Raw genomic sequence first — 17,806 nt, 5'->3', positions numbered from 1 at the left:
CCAGGGGCCGCCGCCGGGTCACGGCCGCTTCCCGCCGCCGGTCCCGCCGCCGACCAGGTCGAGGCGTCCCCACACGAAGTCGGCGGGCTTCTCGATGACCAGGCTCACATCGATCATCTCGTTGAGCGAGGCGGGCTGGACGCCGCCGGCCCGCTCCACCCAGGTGATCACCACGTAGTGGCCGTAGGTCTTGGCGTAGGCGGCGCTGAACCCGGCACCGAACTCGGGGACGCCGGGCGGGTTCAGCGGCCGCACCCAGCCCGCGCCGGTGGCCCGGTCGAGGTCGCGCTGGACCTGCTTCACGCCCTCCTCGTCGGCCATGTTGATCGCGATGAACTGGCCGACGTACTTCTTGTCCGAGCTGACGTAGGCGCCGCGCACGATCTGCGTGCAGCCGAGCTTGGCGAGGTCGCCCTGGAGCCGGGCGCCCCAGGTGGCGCTCTTGCAGTCGGAGGTCACGTTGGAGGCGCCCAGCGTGAAGGCGTACTTGCCCGAGGTGAGCCTCTTGGCGTCGCCGCCGAGCGCCTCGCCCTCGCTGACGGGGCGCTTGTCGGCCTGCCGCGAGGCGATCGCGGTGAAGCCCTCGCCGCTGAAGTCGGGCGTGTAGGCGGTCGGCAGGACGTCGCGCGGCGCCTTGCCGCCGTCCCCGCCGCCGCCGAGCAGCAGCACGGCGGCGATCGCGACCACCACCGCGACCAGCGCGGCCGCCCCGCCGTACAGCAGCTTGCGGTTCGGGGGCTTGCGGCCGGGCTTGTCCGCGGGCCAGAAGTCCCGTCCGCCCTCGCCGGGGGCCTGCTGGGGGGAACCGGTGTCACGAGCCTCGATCACGCCCCGGAGCTTAGCGGTCCGCACCGCCCCCGCGTGGCCAAAAGGGCGTTTCATCCGGGTTCTTTGGCACCGTCCACCGGGCTAAAGGCCGTTGGCGCCGATCAGCGCGCCGACCCCGTAGGTGATCGCCGCCGCGGCGCCGCCGAACGCGAGCTGCCGGAACCCCCCGTACCACCAGGCGCGGGAGGTCACCCGCGACACCAGCGCCCCCGCGCAGAACAGCCCGAGCGCCGCGAGCACGGCGGCGGGCCACAGCGAGGAGGCGCCCAGCAGGTAGGGCAGCACGGGCAGCAGCGCGCCCACCGCGAACGACAGGAACGACGACCCGGCCGCCAGCACCGGCGAGGGCAGGTCGCCCGGGGTCACCCCGAGCTCCTCCCGGGTGTGGACCTCCAGCGCCTCGTCGGGGTCGCGGGACAGCTGCCGGGCGACCTCGGCGGCCGTCGCCGGGTCGACGCCGCGCGCCTCGAAGACCTCCGCCAGCTCCCGCTCCTCGGCCGCCGGGTGCCGGGCCAGCTCCAGCCGCTCCACCTCGATCTCGGCCTGCGCCAGCTCGCTCTGGGACGCGACGGAGACGTACTCCCCCGCCGCCATCGAGAACGCGCCCGCCGCGAGCCCGGCCAGCCCCGCCAGCAGGACCACCTTCTGGCCGCCCTGCCCGCCCGCCATGCCCGCGATCAGCGCGAAGTTGGACACCAGGCCGTCCATCGCGCCGAACACCGCGGGCCGCAGCCAGCCGCCGCTGACGTCGCGGTGCTGGTGGTGGTTCTCCGGGGTCCGGCTGCCGGTTCGCTCGCTGGTCACCTCGCCGCCGGACCCCTTCGCGTCTACTTCCCGTCCTTGACGGGCTCCCCCTTCGCCGCGTCCTCGGACGCGGCGTCGTCGTCGCCGTCATTGTCCCCGGGCTCGCCGTCCGCCGCGCCGGCGGGGTCCTGCCCGACGCCCTTCGCGCCCTTCTCCGCGTCCTGCCCGCCCTCGGGGTCGCCCTCGGGGGCGTCCTCGGGCCCGTCCTCGGCCTCGGCCTCGGCGGGCTCGGGGGCTTCCTCGGACGTCTCGTCCCTGGGAGCCTCCGGCTCGCCGCTTTCGGGCTCCGGTCCGGGCTCGGGCTCGCCCGCCTCGGCCTCCGGCTCGTCCGGCTCCTCGGCGGGCCCCTCGTCCTTCGCCCCGGGCTCGGCCTTCGCCCCGGGCTCGGCCTCCGGCTCCCCCTCGGGCTCCGCCCCTCCGCCGGACGGGGCGTCCGCGGGCTCCTGCCCGACGGCCTCCACGCCGGTGCGGCCGCGGGCCAGGTAGAGGTAGGCGACCGCGCCCACGAAGACGACGATCGAGGTCCAGTCGTTCAGCCGCATGCCGAGGAAGTGGTGGGCGTCGTCGATGCGCAGCGCCTCGATCCAGAACCGCCCGACGGTGTAGGCGGCGACGTACAGGAAGAACGCGCGCCCGTGCGTGAGCTTGAATTTCCGGTCGGCCCAGATCACGAGGACCGCGACCCCGATGCACCACAGGAACTCGTACAGGAACGTCGGGTGGTAGGTCGCGACGTCGGCGTACTTCGGGTCGAGCGGGGCGAGGCCGCCGTCCGACAGCCGGGGCCGCTGCTCCCGGTCGATCTTGAGGGCCCAGAAGGAGTCGAGCGGCCGCCCGTACAGCTCCTGGTTCCAGTAGTTGCCCCAGCGGCCGATCGCCTGGCCGAGCGCGATCCCCGGCGCGACCGCGTCGCCGAGCGCCAGCACCGAGATGCCCCGGCGGCGGCAGCCGATGATCGCGCCGACCGCGCCGAGGACGACGGCGCCCCAGATGCCGAGGCCGCCCTTCCAGATCTCCAGCGCGTGCGCGGGCTCGCCGTTCTCCCCGAAGTAGCGCTGGTAGTCGGTGATCACGTGGTAGAGCCGCCCGCCGACCAGGCCGAACGGGACGGCCCACACCGCCACGTCCACGATCACGCCGGGCGCGCCGCCCTTGGCCGCCCAGCGCCGCTCGCCGAGCCAGACCGCGACGACGATACCGATGATGATCATGATCGCGTACGCGCGGATCGGTACGGGCCCGAGGTGCCAGACGCCCTGGGACGGGCTCGGGATGAAGGCGAGCGGCTGCATGGGCGTGAACGTTACCGCGTCGCGGCGTCTCCCGGGGCATTCCCGCCATGCGGGGCCGGGGCGTCCATCCGGGCCCCGGCGACGGCCTCGCGCAGCGCGTCCGGCGACCCGAGCAGGTCGTCACCGGCCTTCCTGCCGTCCAGCGCCAGGTACGGGGTGGAGTTCACGCCGACCCTGCCCGCGTGGGCGGAGGACTGGTCGACCCCCTCCATCATCCGCTGCCCGCTCACGCAGTCGGCGAACTCGGCGCCGGTCACGCCGACCTGCGCCGCCAGCTTGATCAGCTCCGGTTCGGTGAACCCGATCTCGCCCTCGGCGGGCTGGTTGGCGTAGAGGGCGTCGTGGTACTTCACCCACCGGTCGGCGGGCGCGCACAGGGCGGCGTTCGCGGCGCGCCGCGAGTTGGACATGAGCGGGTCCTGCTGGAACAGCTGGAACGGCCGGTAGACGACCTTGGCCCGGCCCTGCGCCGCGAGCTCCTTGAGCGTCCCGCCCTGGCGCTCCTCCAGCGCCAGGCACGCGGGGCACTGGAAGTCCTCGTACAGCTCCAGCACGGGCGCGGTCACGCCCGGCCGCGCCATCGCGACCGACCCGTCCGGCTGCCGGACGGCCGGCGCCAGCGCCCCCTTGTACTCCCCGACGCGGGTCCCGTCGTCCCGCCCCAGCACCACCACGACGAGGGCCACCGCCGTCGCCGTGACGGCCAGGGCCCCGAGGAGGACCACCAGCGCCCTCCGGCGCCGTCCCCTCGCGTAGGCGTTCGCCCGCTCGTCCACATGCCGGTGGCGCGCGGACTCCTCCTGTTCGGCCATGCTCATCGATCCCCCGATCGGCCGGTCAGATGCTTGCTGAGCAGCGTACGAGCGCGGGGGCGGACGGACGCGCGCGCCGCGCCGTTCCCTGCGGAACGGCGCGGCGCGCGATGCTCGCCGGGCGAGCGGGTCAGCCGGTGGCGGTCACTTGCCGCCGCCCGCCTGGGCGATGGCCGCCTTGAGGTCGCCGGGGTTCATGAGCTGGCTCTGCAGGTCGAGCTGCTTGCCGTCCAGGAAGACCGTCGGGGTGCCCTCGACCTTGCGGGTCTCCAGGGCGTACTTGGTCATCTGGTCGACCTGGGCCTTCTTCTGCTCGTCCCGGACGCACTTCTCGAAGTTCGGGTCGGTGACGCCGACGTCCTTGCCCCACTTGACGAGGTCGTCCGGCGAGAAGCCCTTGGAGCCCTCGTTGGGCTGGAACTTGAACAGCGCGTCGTGGTAGGAGACCCACTTGTCGGCGGGCACGCACAGCGCCGCCTCGGCCGACCGCAGCGAGTTGATCTTGATCGGGTCCTTCATCTGGCCGAACAGATGGAAGGGCCGGTAGACGACCTTGACCTTGCCCTCGGCCGCGAGCTGCTGGACGGTCTCGCCGCTCTTCTCCTCGAACTGCTTGCAGATCGGGCACTGGAAGTCCTCGAAGATCTCCAGGACCGGCTTGGTCACGCCCGCCTTGGCCATCACGATGGACCCGTCGGCGTCGCGGCTGAGCGGGGCGAGCGCGCCCTGGTGGACCTCCGCCTTGCCGTTCTTGTCGCGCTGGTCCATGACGATGACCACCGCCACGACGACCACGGCGACCGCGACCACGGCCCCGACGACGATCGCGAGCAGCCGCCGCTGCTTCTGCCGCGCCGCCTGCCGCTTGCGCTCGGCGGCCAGCTTCTCGCGCGCGGACCGCTCTCGTGCGGCCTTGCTCATGGGTGGTTCTCCTAGGGATGGGGGCCGCGACTGCCGCGCGGCGTGGTCCCGGCGAGACTAGTCGACCTGACCGATCCGCCGGAATTCGTCGAACAGGACGAGTAGGAACAGCACGACGGTGATCGCGTGGACGCCGGTGCACCACAGGCAGATCTTGTGCAGGATCGCCAGTTCCACTGTGACCAGGTAGACGACCATCAGCACGCCCGTGCAGACGGCCAGCAGCCGTCCCCAGCGCAGGGGCGGCCACGGCGAGCGCAGCGCCCACGGCGTGATCAACGCGGCGAAGCCGACGAAGAAGGCCAGCCCGAGCAGCGGCATCGGGATCCCGACCAGCGTCGAGTACTTGCTGGTGGTGACGGCGTGGCAGTCGACGGTGCCCGACGCCGAGCAGGTCAGCGCCTCCTCGTGGTAGTGCGAGATCGTCAGGTACACCGAGATCCCGAACCCGGCCAGGGTGAGCACCCAGGCCGCGGCCTGGAACCACAGCGGCCGGGGCGGCTCGCTCGCCGTCCCGGCCCGTTCCCGGGCCGTCATCTCTCGCGTCATCGTGATCCTTCCAGGACCGCCTCGCTGCGCCGGCGAACACACCCTACGGGAGAGCGGGGCCGCCACAAGCATGAACCGTGCGCCGGCGGCGTCGAGTTCCCAGAACGGAGGAAAACGTCCACGGAAACGAAAAGGCTCCGTAATTCCGTGGACGTTTGCCACATCCGCACAGCCGTTCACGGACGCCCCGACGCGCCTCGGGGGGCGCTGCCGCCTCGGGCGCCTCAGGCGCCCTTGCGGACCCCGGCGGCCAGTTCCTCGGTGAGCGCCCGGACCCCGGCGATCCCGGACGCGAGGTCGGGGGCCTCCAGCAGCCGCCGGACGAACGCCGAGCCGACGATCACGCCGTCGGCGAACCCGGCGACCTCGGCCGCCTGCGCGCCGTTGCCGACACCGAGCCCGAGGCCGATCGGCAGCCGCGCGCCGGACCGGCCGATGATCTCCCGGGTGCGCTCGACGAGCCGGGGCGCGCCGGTGTCGACGGCGGTGCGGGCGCCGGTGACGCCCATCAGCGACGCCGCGTACACGAACCCCCGGCACGCGCCGGTCACGGTCTCGATGCGCTCGTCGGTGGAGCTGAGCGCGACGAGGAAGACCCGGTCGAGCCCGTGCTCCTCGGACGCCGCGAGCCAGGCGCCGCCCTCCTCGGGCGTCAGGTCGGGCGTGATCAGCCCGCTGCCGCCCGCCGCGGCCAGGTCGCGCGCGAACGCGTCGACACCGTAGTGGTCGACGGGGTTCCAGTACGTCATGACGAGGGTCGGGGCGCCGGTGGCGGCCACGGCCTCGACGGTCCGGAACACGTCGGCGACGCGGACGCCGCCGACGAGGGCCTGGTGGACGGCGTCCTGGATGGTGGGGCCGTCCATCATCGGGTCGGTGTAGGGCAGGCCGATCTCGATGACGTCGCAGCCCGCGTCGACCATCGCGGTGGCGGCCTCGACCGCGCCCTCGACCGAGGGGAACCCGGCGGGCAGGTAGCCGACGAGCGCGGCGCGGCCCTCGTCGCGGGCCCTGTCGTAGGCGTCCCGGACGCTCATTCGACGTCCCCTTCCGGCATCAGGCCGAAGAAGGAGGCGGCCGTGTGCATGTCCTTGTCGCCGCGCCCGGACAGGCACACCACGACGGTGGCGTCCGGCCCCAACTCCCTGCCGACCTTCAGGGCCCCCGCGAGCGCGTGCGCGGACTCGATGGCGGGGATGATCCCCTCCGTCCGGCACAGCAGCGCGAACGCCTCCATCGCCTCGGCGTCGGTGATCTCCCGGTACTCGGCGCGCCCGGACTCGTGCAGCCAGGAGTGCTCGGGGCCGACGCCGGGGTAGTCGAGGCCGGCGGAGATCGAGTGGGTCTCCATGGTCTGGCCGTCGCCGTCCTGAAGCAGGTAGGTGCGCATGCCGTGGATGACGCCGAGCGAGCCGCCGACCAGCGTCGCGGCGTGCCGGCCGGTGGCGACGCCGTCGCCGCCCGCCTCGAACCCGTACAGCCGGACGGAGGCGTCCGGGACGAAGGCGTGGAACGCGCCGATCGCGTTGGACCCCCCGCCCACGCACGCGACGACCGCGTCGGGCAGGGCGCCGGTCAGCTCCAGGCACTGCCGCCGCGCCTCGACCCCGATGATCCGCTGGAAGTCGCGGACCATCGTCGGGAACGGGTGCGGGCCCATCACCGAGCCGATGCAGTAGTGGGTGTGCTCGACGCTGGCGACCCAGTCGCGGAACGCCTCGTTGCAGGCGTCCTTGAGCGTCCTGCTGCCGGTGCGGACGGGGACGACCTCGGCGCCCAGCATCCGCATGCGGGCGACGTTGAGCGCCTGGCGCTCGGTGTCGACCTCGCCCATGTAGACGGTGCACTCCAGGCCGAGCAGTGCCGCCGCCGTGGCGGTCGCGACGCCGTGCTGGCCCGCGCCCGTCTCGGCGATCACGCGGGTCTTGCCCATCCGCCGGGTGAGCAGCGCCTGCCCCAGCACGTTGTTGATCTTGTGGGAGCCGGTGTGGTTGAGGTCCTCGCGCTTGAGCAGCACGCGGGCGCCCGCGTGCTCGGAGAAGCGCCTCGCCTCCGTCAGCAGGCTCGGGCGGCCCGCGTAGTTCGCGAGCAGGTCGTCCAGCTCGGCGGTGAAGGCGGGGTCGTTCTTGGCGGTCTCGAACTCGCGGGTGAGCTCGTCCAGGGCCGCCATCAGCGCCTCGGGCGCGAACCGTCCGCCGAAGGGGCCGAAGTGGCCGCTCGCGTCGGGGACGGCGGTGTCGGTGGTCATGAGGGAAACGCGTCCTGTCGGGAAGTCGAGAGAAGGGGCCGTCTGATCAGTGGATCGGGACGGCCCGCCATCGCTCCCGCAGCGGCTCTGCCAGCATGCCCGTCACCCTACCGCCGGCCTAGCCCTGCCTGAGCGCCGGGTGCGCGCCCGCGGCGACCAGGTCGGCGACGGCGGCGCGCGGGTCCTTGCCGATCACCAGGCTCTCCCCCACCAGCACCGCGTCGGCGCCGCTGGAGGCGTAGGCGAGCAGGTCGTGCGGGCCCCGCACGCCGGACTCGGCGACCTTGACGACGTCCTTGGGGATCAGCGGCGCGACCCGGGCGAACACGCCCCGGTCGACCTGGAGGGTGCGCAGGTCGCGGGCGTTCACGCCGATGACCTTGGCGCCCGCCTCGACCGCCCGCGCCGCCTCCTCCTCGGTGTGCGCCTCGACGAGCGGCAGCAGCCCGATGGACTCGGCACGCTCCACCAGCGACACCAGCGCGTCCTGCTCCAGCGCGGCCACGATCAGCAGCGCCATGTCGGCGCCGTGGGCCCGCGCCTCCCAGAGCTGGTAGGAGCTGACGATGAAGTCCTTGCGCAGGACGGAGACGTCGACGCTCGCGCGCACGGCGGCGAGGTCCTGGAGGCTGCCGCCGAAGCGGCGCCGCTCGGTCAGCACGCTGATCACCCGCGCGCCGCCGGCCTCGTAGTCGCGGGCCAGCGCGGCCGGGTCGGCGATCGCGGCGAGCGCGCCCTTGGACGGGCTGCTGCGCTTGACCTCGGCGATGACCGACACGCCCTGCCCGCGCAGCGCGGCGAGCGCGTCGCGCGGGGACGGGGCCTGCGCGGCCTTCTCCTTGAGTGCGTCGAGCGGAACCTCACGCTGCCTGTCAGCGAGATCGGCCCGGACGCCCTCGATGATCTCGTCCAGCACGCTCAAGGTGATAGGCCCCCTATTTCCGGTCGTTCCGTGCACCGATCGTAGCCGCCCCTCCGGACGGTCCCGGCACCCGGGAGCCCCCGCCCGCCCGCTCAGGGGGCAAGGGCATGACCGAAGGGCAGATTCCGGACGATCCAGTACACCGCGAGCACCCCGACGAACCCGTACGCGATCACGGGCCTGAACAGGAGGGACCTCATCGGGAGCCCCCGCGAGGCCAGGTAGGTCCACCGGAGGTACATGTACGCGAACACCGGCAGCAGCAGGAACAGCAGCGGGTTGAAGCCGAACGCCGTGCCCGCGTCCCCGTGGGTGAGCGCGTGGACGAGCCGGGTCGCCCCGCACCCGGGGCAGTAGTACCCGGTCATCGCCAGGAAGGGGCACCCCGGGTAGTGCCCCGGCTCGTTCGGGTCGCGGAAGGCGACGACGACCGCGCCCGCCGCGACCGCGCCCGCCACGAGCAGCTGGGGGCGCAGGGCCCGCAGCGGCGCCCGCTCACCGGATGGGCGCGGCGGCTGGACGGGCACTCGGGTCACGTCCCAACCTTAGACCGCGCCGCCCTGCCCGCCGCCCTGCCCGCCAGCCTGCCCGCCGCCCTGTCCGCCATCGCCTTACCTGTCGAGGACGTAGCCGACGCCCCGGACGGTGCGGATGGGGTTGTCCTCGCCCAGCTTGGCGCGGAGCTGCGCGACGTGGACGTCGACCGTGCGGCTGCCCGCCCCGGCGCCCGGCCCCCAGGCGGCGTCGAGGAGCTGCTCCCGGGTGAAGACGCGGCCCGGGTTGCCCATGAGGAACTCCAGGAGGTCGAACTCGGTGACGGTGAGCGCGACGCGGCGGTCGCCGACGCTGGCGGAGCGGCCCCGGGTGTCGAGCGCGACGGGACCGGCGTGCAGCAGGCCGGGCGGCTCGGGGATCCCGGTGCCGCGCAGCGCCTCGGCGACGGCGCCGACCAGGACGCGGGGCGCGAAGGGTCGCTCGACCCGGCGGTCGCCGAGGACGCGGGCGAGGGCGGCGTCGACGGGCCCGGTGACCGCGATGACGGGGGCGGGCGCGGCGGCGTCGGCGACGCGCCGGTACAGGTCGGCGGGAAGGGCGGACACCGAGAGGTCGAGGACGACGACGTCGGGCGCGGCGCGTCCGGCGGTGGCGGGCGCCGCGGCCGGGTCGGGTTCGATCTCCACCTCGAAGCCCTCGCGGGCGAGGTAGCGGCGCTGGAGCTCGGCGACGGCGGGGTCGTGCTCGGCGACGAGGACGACCCCGGCGCCGGGCCCGCCCGGGTCGGCGGTCACGGGCGGCCGGACCGGCGCGCGGTGGGGTCCTCACCTCGGTCGAGGGACTTCCAGAGGGCGGACGCGTCGGCCCCGGCCTCCTCGCCCGCCTCGCCGGTGGCCCCCGCGTCGCCGGTGGCCGCCGCGGCCTTCGCGGCCGCGGGCGCCGGGGCGCGGCGGCCGGAGGCGCGGTCGTAGCGGGACGACATCCCGGGCCAGCGGGCGCCGCGGACCAGCGTGAGCAGGCCGCCGACCGCGAGGACGACCCCGCCGGTCACCGACACCATCCACCACAGGTTCACGTCGATCGCCGGATGCGCGTCGAGGCTGACCAGCGTGCTGCGCTCGCCCGCCGCGTCCAGCACGCGGGAGTCGCGCACGGCGGCGGTCGAGGCGTACACGACGCCGGCGCCGAACGCGGCGGTCAGGGCGCCGATGGCGGCGCGGACGCGGCCGGAGGTGGCGAACAGCGCGGCGAGCGCCGCCAGGCCCGCGAGCGCGCAGGCGCCCGGCGCGCCGCCGAGGTCACGGCCGCTGAGCTGGTGCGCGACGGGGGTGATCGAGTCCCCGGCGTGCACGGTGGCCCAGGTCCGCCCGGCGGCGAGCAGGGCGAGCCCGGACCCGGCGGCGCACAGCAGCGCCGTCAGGCCGCGTTCGCGCCCGGGGGTCATGAGCCGGAGTCAGGGCGTTCCCCGACCACGGCGGTGAGGGGGTCGGCGTCCCAGCACGTGCGGTCGCCGGTGTGGCAGGCGGCGCCGACCTGGTCGACCTTGACGAGGATCGCGTCGGCGTCGCAGTCCAGCGCGACCGACTTGACCCACTGCTGGTGCCCCGAGCTCTCGCCCTTCACCCAGTACTCCTGGCGGCTGCGCGACCAGTAGGTGCAGCGGCCCGTGGTCAGCGTGCGGTGCAGGGCCTCGTCGTCCATCCAGCCGAGCATGAGCACCTCACCGGTGTCGTACTGCTGGGCGATGGCGGGCAGCAGCCCGGCGGGGTCGCGCTTCAGCCGGTCTGCGATCTTCTGGTCCAGGTTGGACGGTCGAACGGACATGGGCTCCATTGTGCCCGCTGCGGCGGCGAGGGCGGGACCACCCCCGCGCGCACGCGCGAAGCGCGCCGTCCTGGGGGCGCGAAGCCCCGTTCCCAGGGACACGAGCCACCGGCCCCGGGACACGAAAGGGCCCGTCCCCGGAGAGGGGACGGGCCCTGACGTACGACTACGGGCCTTACAGGGGGACGACCTGGTCTGCCTGCGGCCCCCGGTTACCCTGCGTCACTTCGAACTGGACGCGCTGGTTCTCGTCCAGCGTGCGGTATCCGGAGGACTGGATGGCCGAGTAGTGCACGAAGACGTCGGGACCGCCGCCGTCCACGGCGATGAAACCGAAGCCCTTCTCGGCGTTGAACCACTTCACGGTGCCCTGCTGGGGCATGTCTTTCTCCTTGCGGCAAAACACGGGCCCACACCTCGCGGGCCCGGCGCGGTCGCTGCGGAACGCCCTCGCCCCCGGTACGGTCCCGGAAAAGCCAAAACGCCCGCTGCCATCAGTCCGCGGGCGTCTGGACAAACGATCGAGAACCACGACTGCAACCGACGGGCCCCACCGTATCACCGGTTCCACGTAAAGCGGAGGAGCTACAAGGCTTGCGTTTCTTCTCTCGGCGAACCCTGCCGTTACCTGCCCGTTAAAGACTCCAACCGGTCTCGGTCAGGGTCTTGACAGAGTCCGTGGGCCCGGTGAGCCGGACGCGCGCCGCGTCCCGGCGGCCGACGGCCCACAGGACGAGTTCCCCTACGGGACCATGGACGCGCACGGGGCCCGGCACGCCCCGCCCCGCCGCGCGGCGCGGGCCGCCGCGTCCGCGCCGGTCGCCGCCGGAGACCCGCAGGCTGCGCCCGTCCGGCTGCACCAGCGTTACCTCAACGTGAACTTTTCTTAGGACAAAGCGGGCAATTTTTATCCTGCGCCAGAGGAGTTCCTCTAGTTCGCCCGACAGCTCCCTGGGCTCCCAGTCCGCGCCCGCACGCAGGACGTCCTCATGGTGGACAAAGAACTCCACGCCGTTGGCGATTTTGTCCATACCGGGAAGGGCTGCCGGGGAGAACTTCGGCGGACCCTGCCGAAACCGTTCCACCAGCACATCGAAGGGGACGGTGCGCGCCGCGCGCCGCCTGACGCGCTCGGTGTAGAAGGCGAGCGGCTGCAGGAGTATTCCCGGCCCGGCGTCCACCCGCCCCTCCCGGACGACGAGATGGGCGGCGAGGTCACGGGCGTCCCAGCCCGCGCACCGGGTGGGCGCGTCCGGGCCCGCGGCGGCGAGCGCGGCGGCCAGCGCGCGCCGCTCCTCGCGGACCGGATCGGTCCCCCGGGAGTGGCCGCCGGGCCGTTGCCTTCGAGGGCCAACCGCGGCGTCGTCGTCGGGCGTGCTCATTGCATGATCGTAGGCCGGGGCGACCGCGCCGGGAATAAGCATCCCCGGCGGATGGTAGGCATATCCAGGCCCGCATACCCCCCGAGCGCGGAACTCTGGGGGCATTTCCCCCGGGCGCCGCCGATCGAGGAGTACGCCGTGCCGCCAGCGTCCAGTCGCGCCCGCCCACCCGTCCTGCGCGAGGGAATGCGCGTGCTGTGGGTGGCCGTGCGGGCCGAGCCCCGCGCCTTCACGGTCTCCGTGCTCGCCAGCGCGCTGTACGCGGCGATGACGGTGACGACCGCGCAGGTGCTGGGCTGGGCGACCGAGGAGGTCGTGCTCCCGGCGTTCCGGTCGGGGCACACGACGGCCGGGGCGCTGGCGGGCGCCGCGACGGCCATCGTCGGCGTCGCGGCGCTGAAGGCGCTGGGCGTGGCGGGCCGCCGGTTCTACGCGGGGCTCGTCCAGTACCGCATGCAGGCGTCCTACCGGCGCGCGGTCACCCGGCAGTACCTGCGGCTGCCGCTGGCCTGGCACCACCGGCACCCGACGGGGCAGCTGCTGTCCAACGCCAACGCCGACGTGGAGGCGACGTGGGCGCCGCTCGCGCCGCTGCCGATGGCGGTCGGCGTCGTGTTCATGCTGCTGATCGCGGCGGCGTCGATCATCGCGACCGACCTCGCGGTCGCGGCGGTCGCGTTCCTGATCTTCCCGGCGATCGCGCTGGTCAACGTCGCCTACCAGCGCCGGCTGTCGCCGGTGGCGACCCGGGCGCAGCGGCTGCGCGCCGAGGTCAGCGAGGTGGCGCACGAGAGCTTCGAGGGCGGCCTGGTCGTCAAGACCCTCGGCCGCGAGCAGGACGAGACGGAGCGGTTCCGGGCCCGCGCGGAGGAGCTGCGGGACGCGAACGTGGCCGTCGGCCGGATCCGGGGCATGTTCGACCCGGTGCTGGAGGCGCTGCCGAACCTGGGGGTGCTCGCGGTCCTGCTGATCGGGTCGATGCGGCTGGACTCGGGCGCGATGACGGCGGGCGACCTGGTGCACGTCTCCTACCTGTTCACGCTGCTGGCGTGGCCGATCCGGGCGCTCGGCTGGGTGCTGGCGGAGGTGCCGCGCAGCGTCGTCGGCTGGGAGCGGGTGCGCGGCGTCCTGGACGCGAGCGGCTCCCTCCCCTTCGGCGGCGCCGCGCTCGGGGAGGACAAGGCGGCGGCGCTGGAGGTCCGCGGCGTCCGCTTCGCGTTCGAGGGCGCCGCCGAGGGCGGCGGGGGCGGGCGCGAGGTCCTGCACGACGTGTCGTTCTCCGCCGCCCCCGGCCGGACGGTCGCGGTGGTGGGCCCGACGGGGTCGGGCAAGTCCACGCTGACGTCGCTGCTGGTCCGGCTGGTCGACCCGGCGGACGGCTCGGTGCTGCTGGACGGCGTGGACCTGCGCGACGTCCGGCGGGGCGGCGTGGCCGCGTCGGCCGCGCTCGTCCCGCAGCAGACGTTCCTGTTCGACGACACCGTGCGGGGGAACGTGACACTCGGGCTGGACGTCCCCGACGAACGGGTCTGGGAGGCGCTGCGCCTCGCGCAGGCCGACGGGTTCGTCGCGGGCCTGTCCGGCGGGCTCGACACGCAGGTCGGCGAGCGGGGCGCGACGCTGTCGGGCGGGCAGCGCCAGCGGCTCGCGCTGGCGCGCGCGCTGGTGCGGCGGCCCCGGCTGCTCGTCCTGGACGACGCGACCTCCAGCGTCGACCCGCAGGTCGAGGCGCGCATCCTGCAGGGCCTGCGGGAGGCGCAGTCGGCCGGGGACGGCTCGGGCGTGACCGTCGTGGTCGTCGCCTACCGCAAGGCGACGATCGGGCTGGCCGACGAGGTGGTCTACCTGGAGCGCGGGCGGGTCACCGCGCGCGGCGCGCACGCCGAGCTGCTGGAGACGTCGGAGGGCTACCGCGACCTGGTCAACGCCTACGAGCGGGCCGAAGCGGAGCAGGAGGCCGAGCAGCAGGCCGGGCAGGAGGCCGGGCAGGAGATCGAGCGGGGGGCCGCCGGGGGCGGCGAGGAGGCCGTGGCATGACGACGCTGAGCGGGACGTCCACGACGGAGGGCGCGCTGAGCACGCTGCGGCGCGGGCTGGCGCTGAGCCCGGAGTTCCGGGCCGGGCTGCCGGTGACGCTGGCGCTCGCGCTGGCCTCGACGGCCGGGCGGGTGGTGGTGCCGATCGCCGTCCAGCAGACGATCGACAAGGGCCTGGACCGCGCGGGCGGGCCCGACCTGCCGTTCATCCGGACGGCGGTGCTGCTGTGCGCGGTCGCCGTGCTGCTGACGGCGCTGTGCGCGTACGCGATGAACGTGCGCCTCTACAAGTCGTCCGAGGGCGGGCTGGCCTCGCTGCGGGTGAAGGCGTTCCGGCACGTCCACGACCTGTCGATGCTCACCCAGAGCGGGGAGCGGCGCGGGGCGCTGGTGTCGCGCGTGACGGGCGACGTCGACCAGATCAGCAACTTCATGCAGTCCGGCGGGCTCATGTTCATCGTCTCGATCGGCCAGCTGGTCGTGGCGAGCGTGCTCATGCTCGTCTACTCCTGGCAGCTCGCGCTGCTGGTGTGGGTGGCGTTCGTGCCGCTGGCGTTCGTGCTGCGCCGGTTCCAGCGGATCGTGTCGGCGGCCTACACGCGGGTCCGCGAGCGCATGGGCGACCTGCTGGCGGCCGTCAGCGAGTCGGTCGTGGGCGCGCCGGTGATCCGCGCCTACGCGGCGGAGGAGCGCACCGGGCGGCGCGTGGACGAGACCGTGGACACCCACCGCCGCATGCAGACCCGCGCCCAGGCCATGGTCGCGCTCACGTTCCCGGTCAGCGAGCTGGTCGCCGCGCTGGCGACCGCCGCCGTCGTCGTGGCGGGCGTGCTGCTGGGCGTGGGCGGGCACCTGACCGCCGGTGAGCTGGTCGCGTTCCTGTTCCTGGTCACGCTGTTCGTCAGCCCGATGCAGACCGCCACCGAGGTGCTGAACGAGGCGCAGAACGCCATCGCGGGGTGGCGGCGGGTGCTCGGCGTGCTGGACACCGTGCCCGACGTCGCCGACCCCGGCGAGGGCGGCGAGTCCCTGCCGCGCGGGCCGATCGAGGTGCGGTTCGACTCCGTCGGGTTCGCCTACCCGGGCGGGCCGCCCGTCCTGCACGACGTGGACGTGACGATCGCGCCGCGCAGCCGCGTCGCGATCGTCGGGCAGACCGGGTCGGGCAAGACCACGTTCGCCAAGCTCCTCACCCGGCTCATGGACCCCGCGTCCGGGCGGGTGCTGGTGGACGGCGTCCCCCTCGACCGGGTCAGATTCTCCTCCCTGCGGGAGCGCGTCGTGATGGTGCCGCAGGACGGCTTCCTGTTCGACGCCTCGCTCGCCGACAACATCCGCTACGGCAGGCCGGACGCGTCCGACGGCGACCTCGCGGCCGCGCTGGCGGAACTGGGCCTCGCCGACTGGCTGGAGGGGCTCCCCGACGGCCTCGCGACCCCGGTCGGGCAGCGCGGCGAGTCGCTGTCGGCGGGCGAGCGCCAGCTCGTGGCGCTGGCCCGCGCCTACGTCGCGGGCCCCGACCTGCTCGTGCTGGACGAGGCGACCTCGGCCGTCGACCCGGCGACCGAGGTCCGCATCCAGCGCGCGCTGGACGGCGTCACCCGGGGCCGCACCGCGATCTCCATCGCGCACCGGCTGTCCACCGCCGAGGCCGCCGACGAGGTGATCGTGTTCGACGCCGGCCGGATCGTGCAGCGCGGGCCGCACGCCGAGCTGGTCGCCGAGCCGGGGGTCTACGCCGACCTGTACGCGTCCTGGACGGCGCAGCGGGGTATCTGAGACCGTGCTGGGGCCGGTGCCCGCGCGGTACCGGACCGGTCTCGGACAGTGAGGACAGCACGGCCAGGGGTAAAGCACTTGCCCGTTATCTGCTTGAGTGCGCATTCTGCTGGGGTGAGCGACAAGGTGTTGGAATCGGCGGGCACGCTGCACGGACAGTTGCAGCGGGGGTTGGGCAGGGCCGCGCGGCGCGCGGCCGACAGCGCGGGGGCGGGCGAGTTCGTCTACGACTGCATACGCCGCGATCCCCGGTGGGATCCGCAGTGCGAGTCGCGGGGGCTGTACTACGCGCGCCTGATGGTCGATCTCGAACTGCCGTCCGGGCCGGTCGCCGAGCACCTGTTCGACCCGGTCGACCAGAGCGACCCCGACGACTGGCGGGTCGAGCTGGCGCTGGACGTGCTGTCCCACCTCGTGCGGCTGAGCAGGCGGGAGGCGGGGCTGCTGCTGCGCCGCTACGCCGAGGAGGGCGCGCACTGGTTCGACGCGCTGGACGTGCTGGTGGAGCTGGGCGACCCGGCCCTCACGATCGGGCTGGACGAGCTGGCCGCCGCGCGCTGCGACGACCGGACGCTCGGCATGCTGATACCGGGCGGCTACAACCCGGTGATCGAGACGTGGGCGGCGCGGCAGCCGCGGATCGCGCGGGCGCTGGCCCGGCGGCGGGAGGCGGGCCGGGCGCGCCGGCCGGCGGGCGCGGGCGCGCGGGGCGGCGAGCGCACCGAGGCCGAGCTGCTGGAGCTGGCGCGGCGGCAGGGCGAGGGCTCGATCGGGGCGATCTTCGAGCTGGGCCGCCGCCGGACGCTCGCGCTGCTCGACCTCGCCGAGGAGCTGCTCCCCGCCAGACCCAGCAGGTTCGGCGGGGCCGTCTGCCGGGCGCTGCGCGAGTACGGGCCCGAGACGCTGCCCCGGGCGCGCACGTGGGCGGCGCAGCGGGGCGGCTGCGAGGACATGGGGCTGCGGATCCTCGCCCGCTACGGCACCCGGCAGGACATCCCCTTCCTCATGGACGAGCTGCGCGGCGCCGTCGGCCGCCGCGAGTGGTGGGACGCCGCGAACCCGATCGAGGGCCTCGGCCGGCTGCGCGCGGGCGAGGCCGTCCCGCTGCTGAAGACCGCCTGGACCGAGTCGACCTACGCCTACCTGCGCCCGCGCATCCTGACCGCGCTGACCCGCACCGCCCCGCACACCGCCGAGTCCTACACGGTCGAGGGGCTGTGGGACTGCGAGGAGGGCGTCCGCCGCGAGGCCGTCCGGCTCGCGCCACTGACCGACGAGACACGCGTCCGCCTGCAACGCCTGCATCTGGACACGGCCGAGGACCACGACATCCGGGCGGCGGCCGCCGCGCGCGCCCTCTGAACCCCCGTCCGCCCGCCGGCTGAACCCGCCCGGCGCGGGACGCGTACTGCACGGTCGAAGCGCGTCTCACCCCGGGAGGAACGGCCATGGGCTTCACCCACCACCTCGGCGCGGCCAGGCTGCTGCGCGGCGCGGCCGTCCTCGCGCTGGCGCTGCCGTCGACCGCGGGGTGCGCCGGGCAGGACGGCGGGCACCGCGGGCACGGGGCCGGGGAGAGGGCGGGCACCCCGGCGAGCCTCGACCAGCTCGCCGCGCGCACCGGCTGCACGCTGACCGGCCACCGCAGGGCCCAGGAGCTCCAGCAGGGCAACTGCGCGAACTCGCGCGGACGGTACGTCCTGGTCAGCTTCACCACCGACCGGGGGCTGACCTCGTGGATGGCGGAGGCCAAGCCCTGGGGCGGCTCCTACCTGGTCGGGACGCGCTGGGTCGCCGTCAGCACACCGGCGACCCTCCAGACGCTCCAGAAGGACCTCGGGGGCCGCATCATGTCCGGCGACGCCCACAGCGGCATGCCGGACATGCCCGGCATGAACCACGGGTGATCCGGGG

At 74.3% G+C, this 17,806-nt stretch carries 19 protein-coding genes; 4 read left to right on the top strand and 15 right to left on the bottom strand.

From position 1 onward, the window contains the following. Positions 1-18: 18 nt before the first annotated feature. The 15 genes from KLI87_RS17310 to KLI87_RS17240 all read right to left on the bottom strand — a co-directional run bounded on the left by KLI87_RS17310 (position 19) and on the right by KLI87_RS17240 (position 12,077). Positions 19-828 carry a hypothetical protein gene (locus tag KLI87_RS17310; RefSeq protein ID WP_214617854.1) on the bottom strand — a complete coding sequence of 270 codons (810 nt, stop codon included), beginning with the start codon at positions 826-828 and terminating at the stop codon, positions 19-21. Positions 829-909: 81 nt separating this feature from the next. Beyond that, positions 910-1,632 (bottom strand): VIT1/CCC1 transporter family protein, encoded by a 723-nt coding sequence (locus KLI87_RS17305; protein ID WP_214617853.1) that lies wholly within the window; start codon positions 1,630-1,632, stop codon positions 910-912. Between the two features lie 23 nt (positions 1,633-1,655). Further along, positions 1,656-2,924: a prolipoprotein diacylglyceryl transferase gene (lgt, locus tag KLI87_RS17300; RefSeq protein ID WP_214617852.1), complete on the bottom strand. Its 1,269-nt coding sequence runs from the start codon at positions 2,922-2,924 to the stop codon at positions 1,656-1,658. A gap of 11 nt (positions 2,925-2,935) precedes the next feature. Beyond that, complete coding sequence (locus KLI87_RS17295; RefSeq protein WP_173390849.1) at positions 2,936-3,736, bottom strand: thioredoxin domain-containing protein; 801 nt, start codon at positions 3,734-3,736, stop codon at positions 2,936-2,938. A gap of 144 nt (positions 3,737-3,880) precedes the next feature. Next, positions 3,881-4,657 (bottom strand): thioredoxin domain-containing protein, encoded by a 777-nt coding sequence (locus tag KLI87_RS17290; protein ID WP_156218426.1) that lies wholly within the window; start codon positions 4,655-4,657, stop codon positions 3,881-3,883. Between the two features lie 57 nt (positions 4,658-4,714). Then, entirely contained in the window at positions 4,715-5,206 is a 492-nt protein-coding gene (locus KLI87_RS17285; RefSeq protein WP_156218427.1) for a vitamin K epoxide reductase family protein, read from the bottom strand. A 224-nt stretch (positions 5,207-5,430) separates the two neighbouring features. Continuing rightward, on the bottom strand, positions 5,431-6,243 hold the full coding sequence (trpA, locus tag KLI87_RS17280) for a tryptophan synthase subunit alpha (RefSeq protein ID WP_214617851.1): 813 nt from the start codon (positions 6,241-6,243) through the stop codon (positions 5,431-5,433). Next, positions 6,240-7,454, bottom strand: coding sequence for a tryptophan synthase subunit beta (gene trpB / locus KLI87_RS17275; RefSeq protein ID WP_214617850.1), 1,215 nt, complete (start codon positions 7,452-7,454; stop codon positions 6,240-6,242). Before trpB ends, trpA begins: the two co-directional genes overlap by 4 nt. A gap of 118 nt (positions 7,455-7,572) precedes the next feature. After that, a complete protein-coding gene (gene trpC, locus KLI87_RS17270; protein ID WP_156218430.1) occupies positions 7,573-8,376 on the bottom strand; it encodes an indole-3-glycerol phosphate synthase TrpC in 804 nt (267 codons plus the stop codon). Positions 8,377-8,468: 92 nt separating this feature from the next. Further along, positions 8,469-8,912, bottom strand: coding sequence for a DUF2752 domain-containing protein (locus KLI87_RS17265; RefSeq protein ID WP_308166049.1), 444 nt, complete (start codon positions 8,910-8,912; stop codon positions 8,469-8,471). Between the two features lie 75 nt (positions 8,913-8,987). After that, the gene (locus KLI87_RS41555; protein ID WP_214617849.1) at positions 8,988-9,665 is read right to left on the bottom strand and encodes a response regulator transcription factor; all 678 of its coding nucleotides are present in this window, start codon (positions 9,663-9,665) and stop codon (positions 8,988-8,990) included. Beyond that, positions 9,662-10,315: a Trp biosynthesis-associated membrane protein gene (locus KLI87_RS17255; protein WP_214617848.1), complete on the bottom strand. Its 654-nt coding sequence runs from the start codon at positions 10,313-10,315 to the stop codon at positions 9,662-9,664. Before KLI87_RS17255 ends, KLI87_RS41555 begins: the two co-directional genes overlap by 4 nt. After that, positions 10,312-10,695, bottom strand: coding sequence for a phosphoribosyl-AMP cyclohydrolase (hisI, locus tag KLI87_RS17250; protein ID WP_156218432.1), 384 nt, complete (start codon positions 10,693-10,695; stop codon positions 10,312-10,314). The genes KLI87_RS17255 and hisI overlap by 4 nt, the downstream gene beginning before the upstream one ends. Positions 10,696-10,870: 175 nt before the next feature. Then, the gene (locus tag KLI87_RS17245; protein WP_018657218.1) at positions 10,871-11,077 is read right to left on the bottom strand and encodes a cold-shock protein; all 207 of its coding nucleotides are present in this window, start codon (positions 11,075-11,077) and stop codon (positions 10,871-10,873) included. A 253-nt stretch (positions 11,078-11,330) separates the two neighbouring features. Beyond that, complete coding sequence (locus tag KLI87_RS17240) at positions 11,331-12,077, bottom strand: TIGR03085 family metal-binding protein (RefSeq protein ID WP_156218433.1); 747 nt, start codon at positions 12,075-12,077, stop codon at positions 11,331-11,333. A gap of 186 nt (positions 12,078-12,263) precedes the next feature. Here KLI87_RS17240 and KLI87_RS17235 point away from each other — a divergent pair, with 186 nt between their 5' ends. From KLI87_RS17235 to KLI87_RS17220, 4 genes are all read left to right on the top strand, one after another. Further along, complete coding sequence (locus KLI87_RS17235) at positions 12,264-14,114, top strand: ABC transporter ATP-binding protein (protein WP_250903998.1); 1,851 nt, start codon at positions 12,264-12,266, stop codon at positions 14,112-14,114. After that, positions 14,111-15,892, top strand: coding sequence for an ABC transporter ATP-binding protein (locus KLI87_RS17230; RefSeq protein ID WP_156218435.1), 1,782 nt, complete (start codon positions 14,111-14,113; stop codon positions 15,890-15,892). Before KLI87_RS17235 ends, KLI87_RS17230 begins: the two co-directional genes overlap by 4 nt. 114 nt (positions 15,893-16,006) lie before the next feature. Beyond that, the gene (locus KLI87_RS17225) at positions 16,007-17,254 is read left to right on the top strand and encodes a hypothetical protein (RefSeq protein ID WP_214617846.1); all 1,248 of its coding nucleotides are present in this window, start codon (positions 16,007-16,009) and stop codon (positions 17,252-17,254) included. Positions 17,255-17,340: 86 nt separating this feature from the next. Next, positions 17,341-17,799 (top strand): hypothetical protein, encoded by a 459-nt coding sequence (locus tag KLI87_RS17220; protein WP_214617845.1) that lies wholly within the window; start codon positions 17,341-17,343, stop codon positions 17,797-17,799. Positions 17,800-17,806 lie beyond the last annotated feature (7 nt).

Source organism: Actinomadura sp. NEAU-AAG7 (genome assembly GCF_018603865.1).
Lineage (GTDB): Bacteria > Actinomycetota > Actinomycetes > Streptosporangiales > Streptosporangiaceae > Spirillospora > Spirillospora litoris.
Note: the sequence above shows the minus strand (reverse complement) of the source record. Positions and strands in the feature narration are given on the sequence as shown.

Bases quoted from the DNA above. Each gene is read 5' to 3' on its own strand.
- lgt (WP_214617852.1), bottom strand. From the start codon at position 2,924: ATGCAGCCGCTCGCCTTCATCCCGAGCCCGTCCCAGGGCGTCTGGCAC.
- KLI87_RS17295 (WP_173390849.1), bottom strand. From the start codon at position 3,736: ATGGCCGAACAGGAGGAGTCCGCGCGCCACCGGCATGTGGACGAGCGG.
- KLI87_RS17290 (WP_156218426.1), bottom strand. From the start codon at position 4,657: ATGAGCAAGGCCGCACGAGAGCGGTCCGCGCGCGAGAAGCTGGCCGCC.
- KLI87_RS17285 (WP_156218427.1), bottom strand. From the start codon at position 5,206: ATGACGCGAGAGATGACGGCCCGGGAACGGGCCGGGACGGCGAGCGAG.
- trpA (WP_214617851.1), bottom strand. From the start codon at position 6,243: ATGAGCGTCCGGGACGCCTACGACAGGGCCCGCGACGAGGGCCGCGCC.
- trpB (WP_214617850.1), bottom strand. From the start codon at position 7,454: ATGACCACCGACACCGCCGTCCCCGACGCGAGCGGCCACTTCGGCCCC.
- KLI87_RS17255 (WP_214617848.1), bottom strand. From the start codon at position 10,315: ATGACCCCCGGGCGCGAACGCGGCCTGACGGCGCTGCTGTGCGCCGCC.
- hisI (WP_156218432.1), bottom strand. From the start codon at position 10,695: ATGTCCGTTCGACCGTCCAACCTGGACCAGAAGATCGCAGACCGGCTG.
- KLI87_RS17245 (WP_018657218.1), bottom strand. From the start codon at position 11,077: ATGCCCCAGCAGGGCACCGTGAAGTGGTTCAACGCCGAGAAGGGCTTC.
- KLI87_RS17240 (WP_156218433.1), bottom strand. From the start codon at position 12,077: ATGAGCACGCCCGACGACGACGCCGCGGTTGGCCCTCGAAGGCAACGG.
- KLI87_RS17235 (WP_250903998.1), top strand. From the start codon at position 12,264: ATGCGCGTGCTGTGGGTGGCCGTGCGGGCCGAGCCCCGCGCCTTCACG.
- KLI87_RS17230 (WP_156218435.1), top strand. From the start codon at position 14,111: ATGACGACGCTGAGCGGGACGTCCACGACGGAGGGCGCGCTGAGCACG.
- KLI87_RS17220 (WP_214617845.1), top strand. From the start codon at position 17,341: ATGGGCTTCACCCACCACCTCGGCGCGGCCAGGCTGCTGCGCGGCGCG.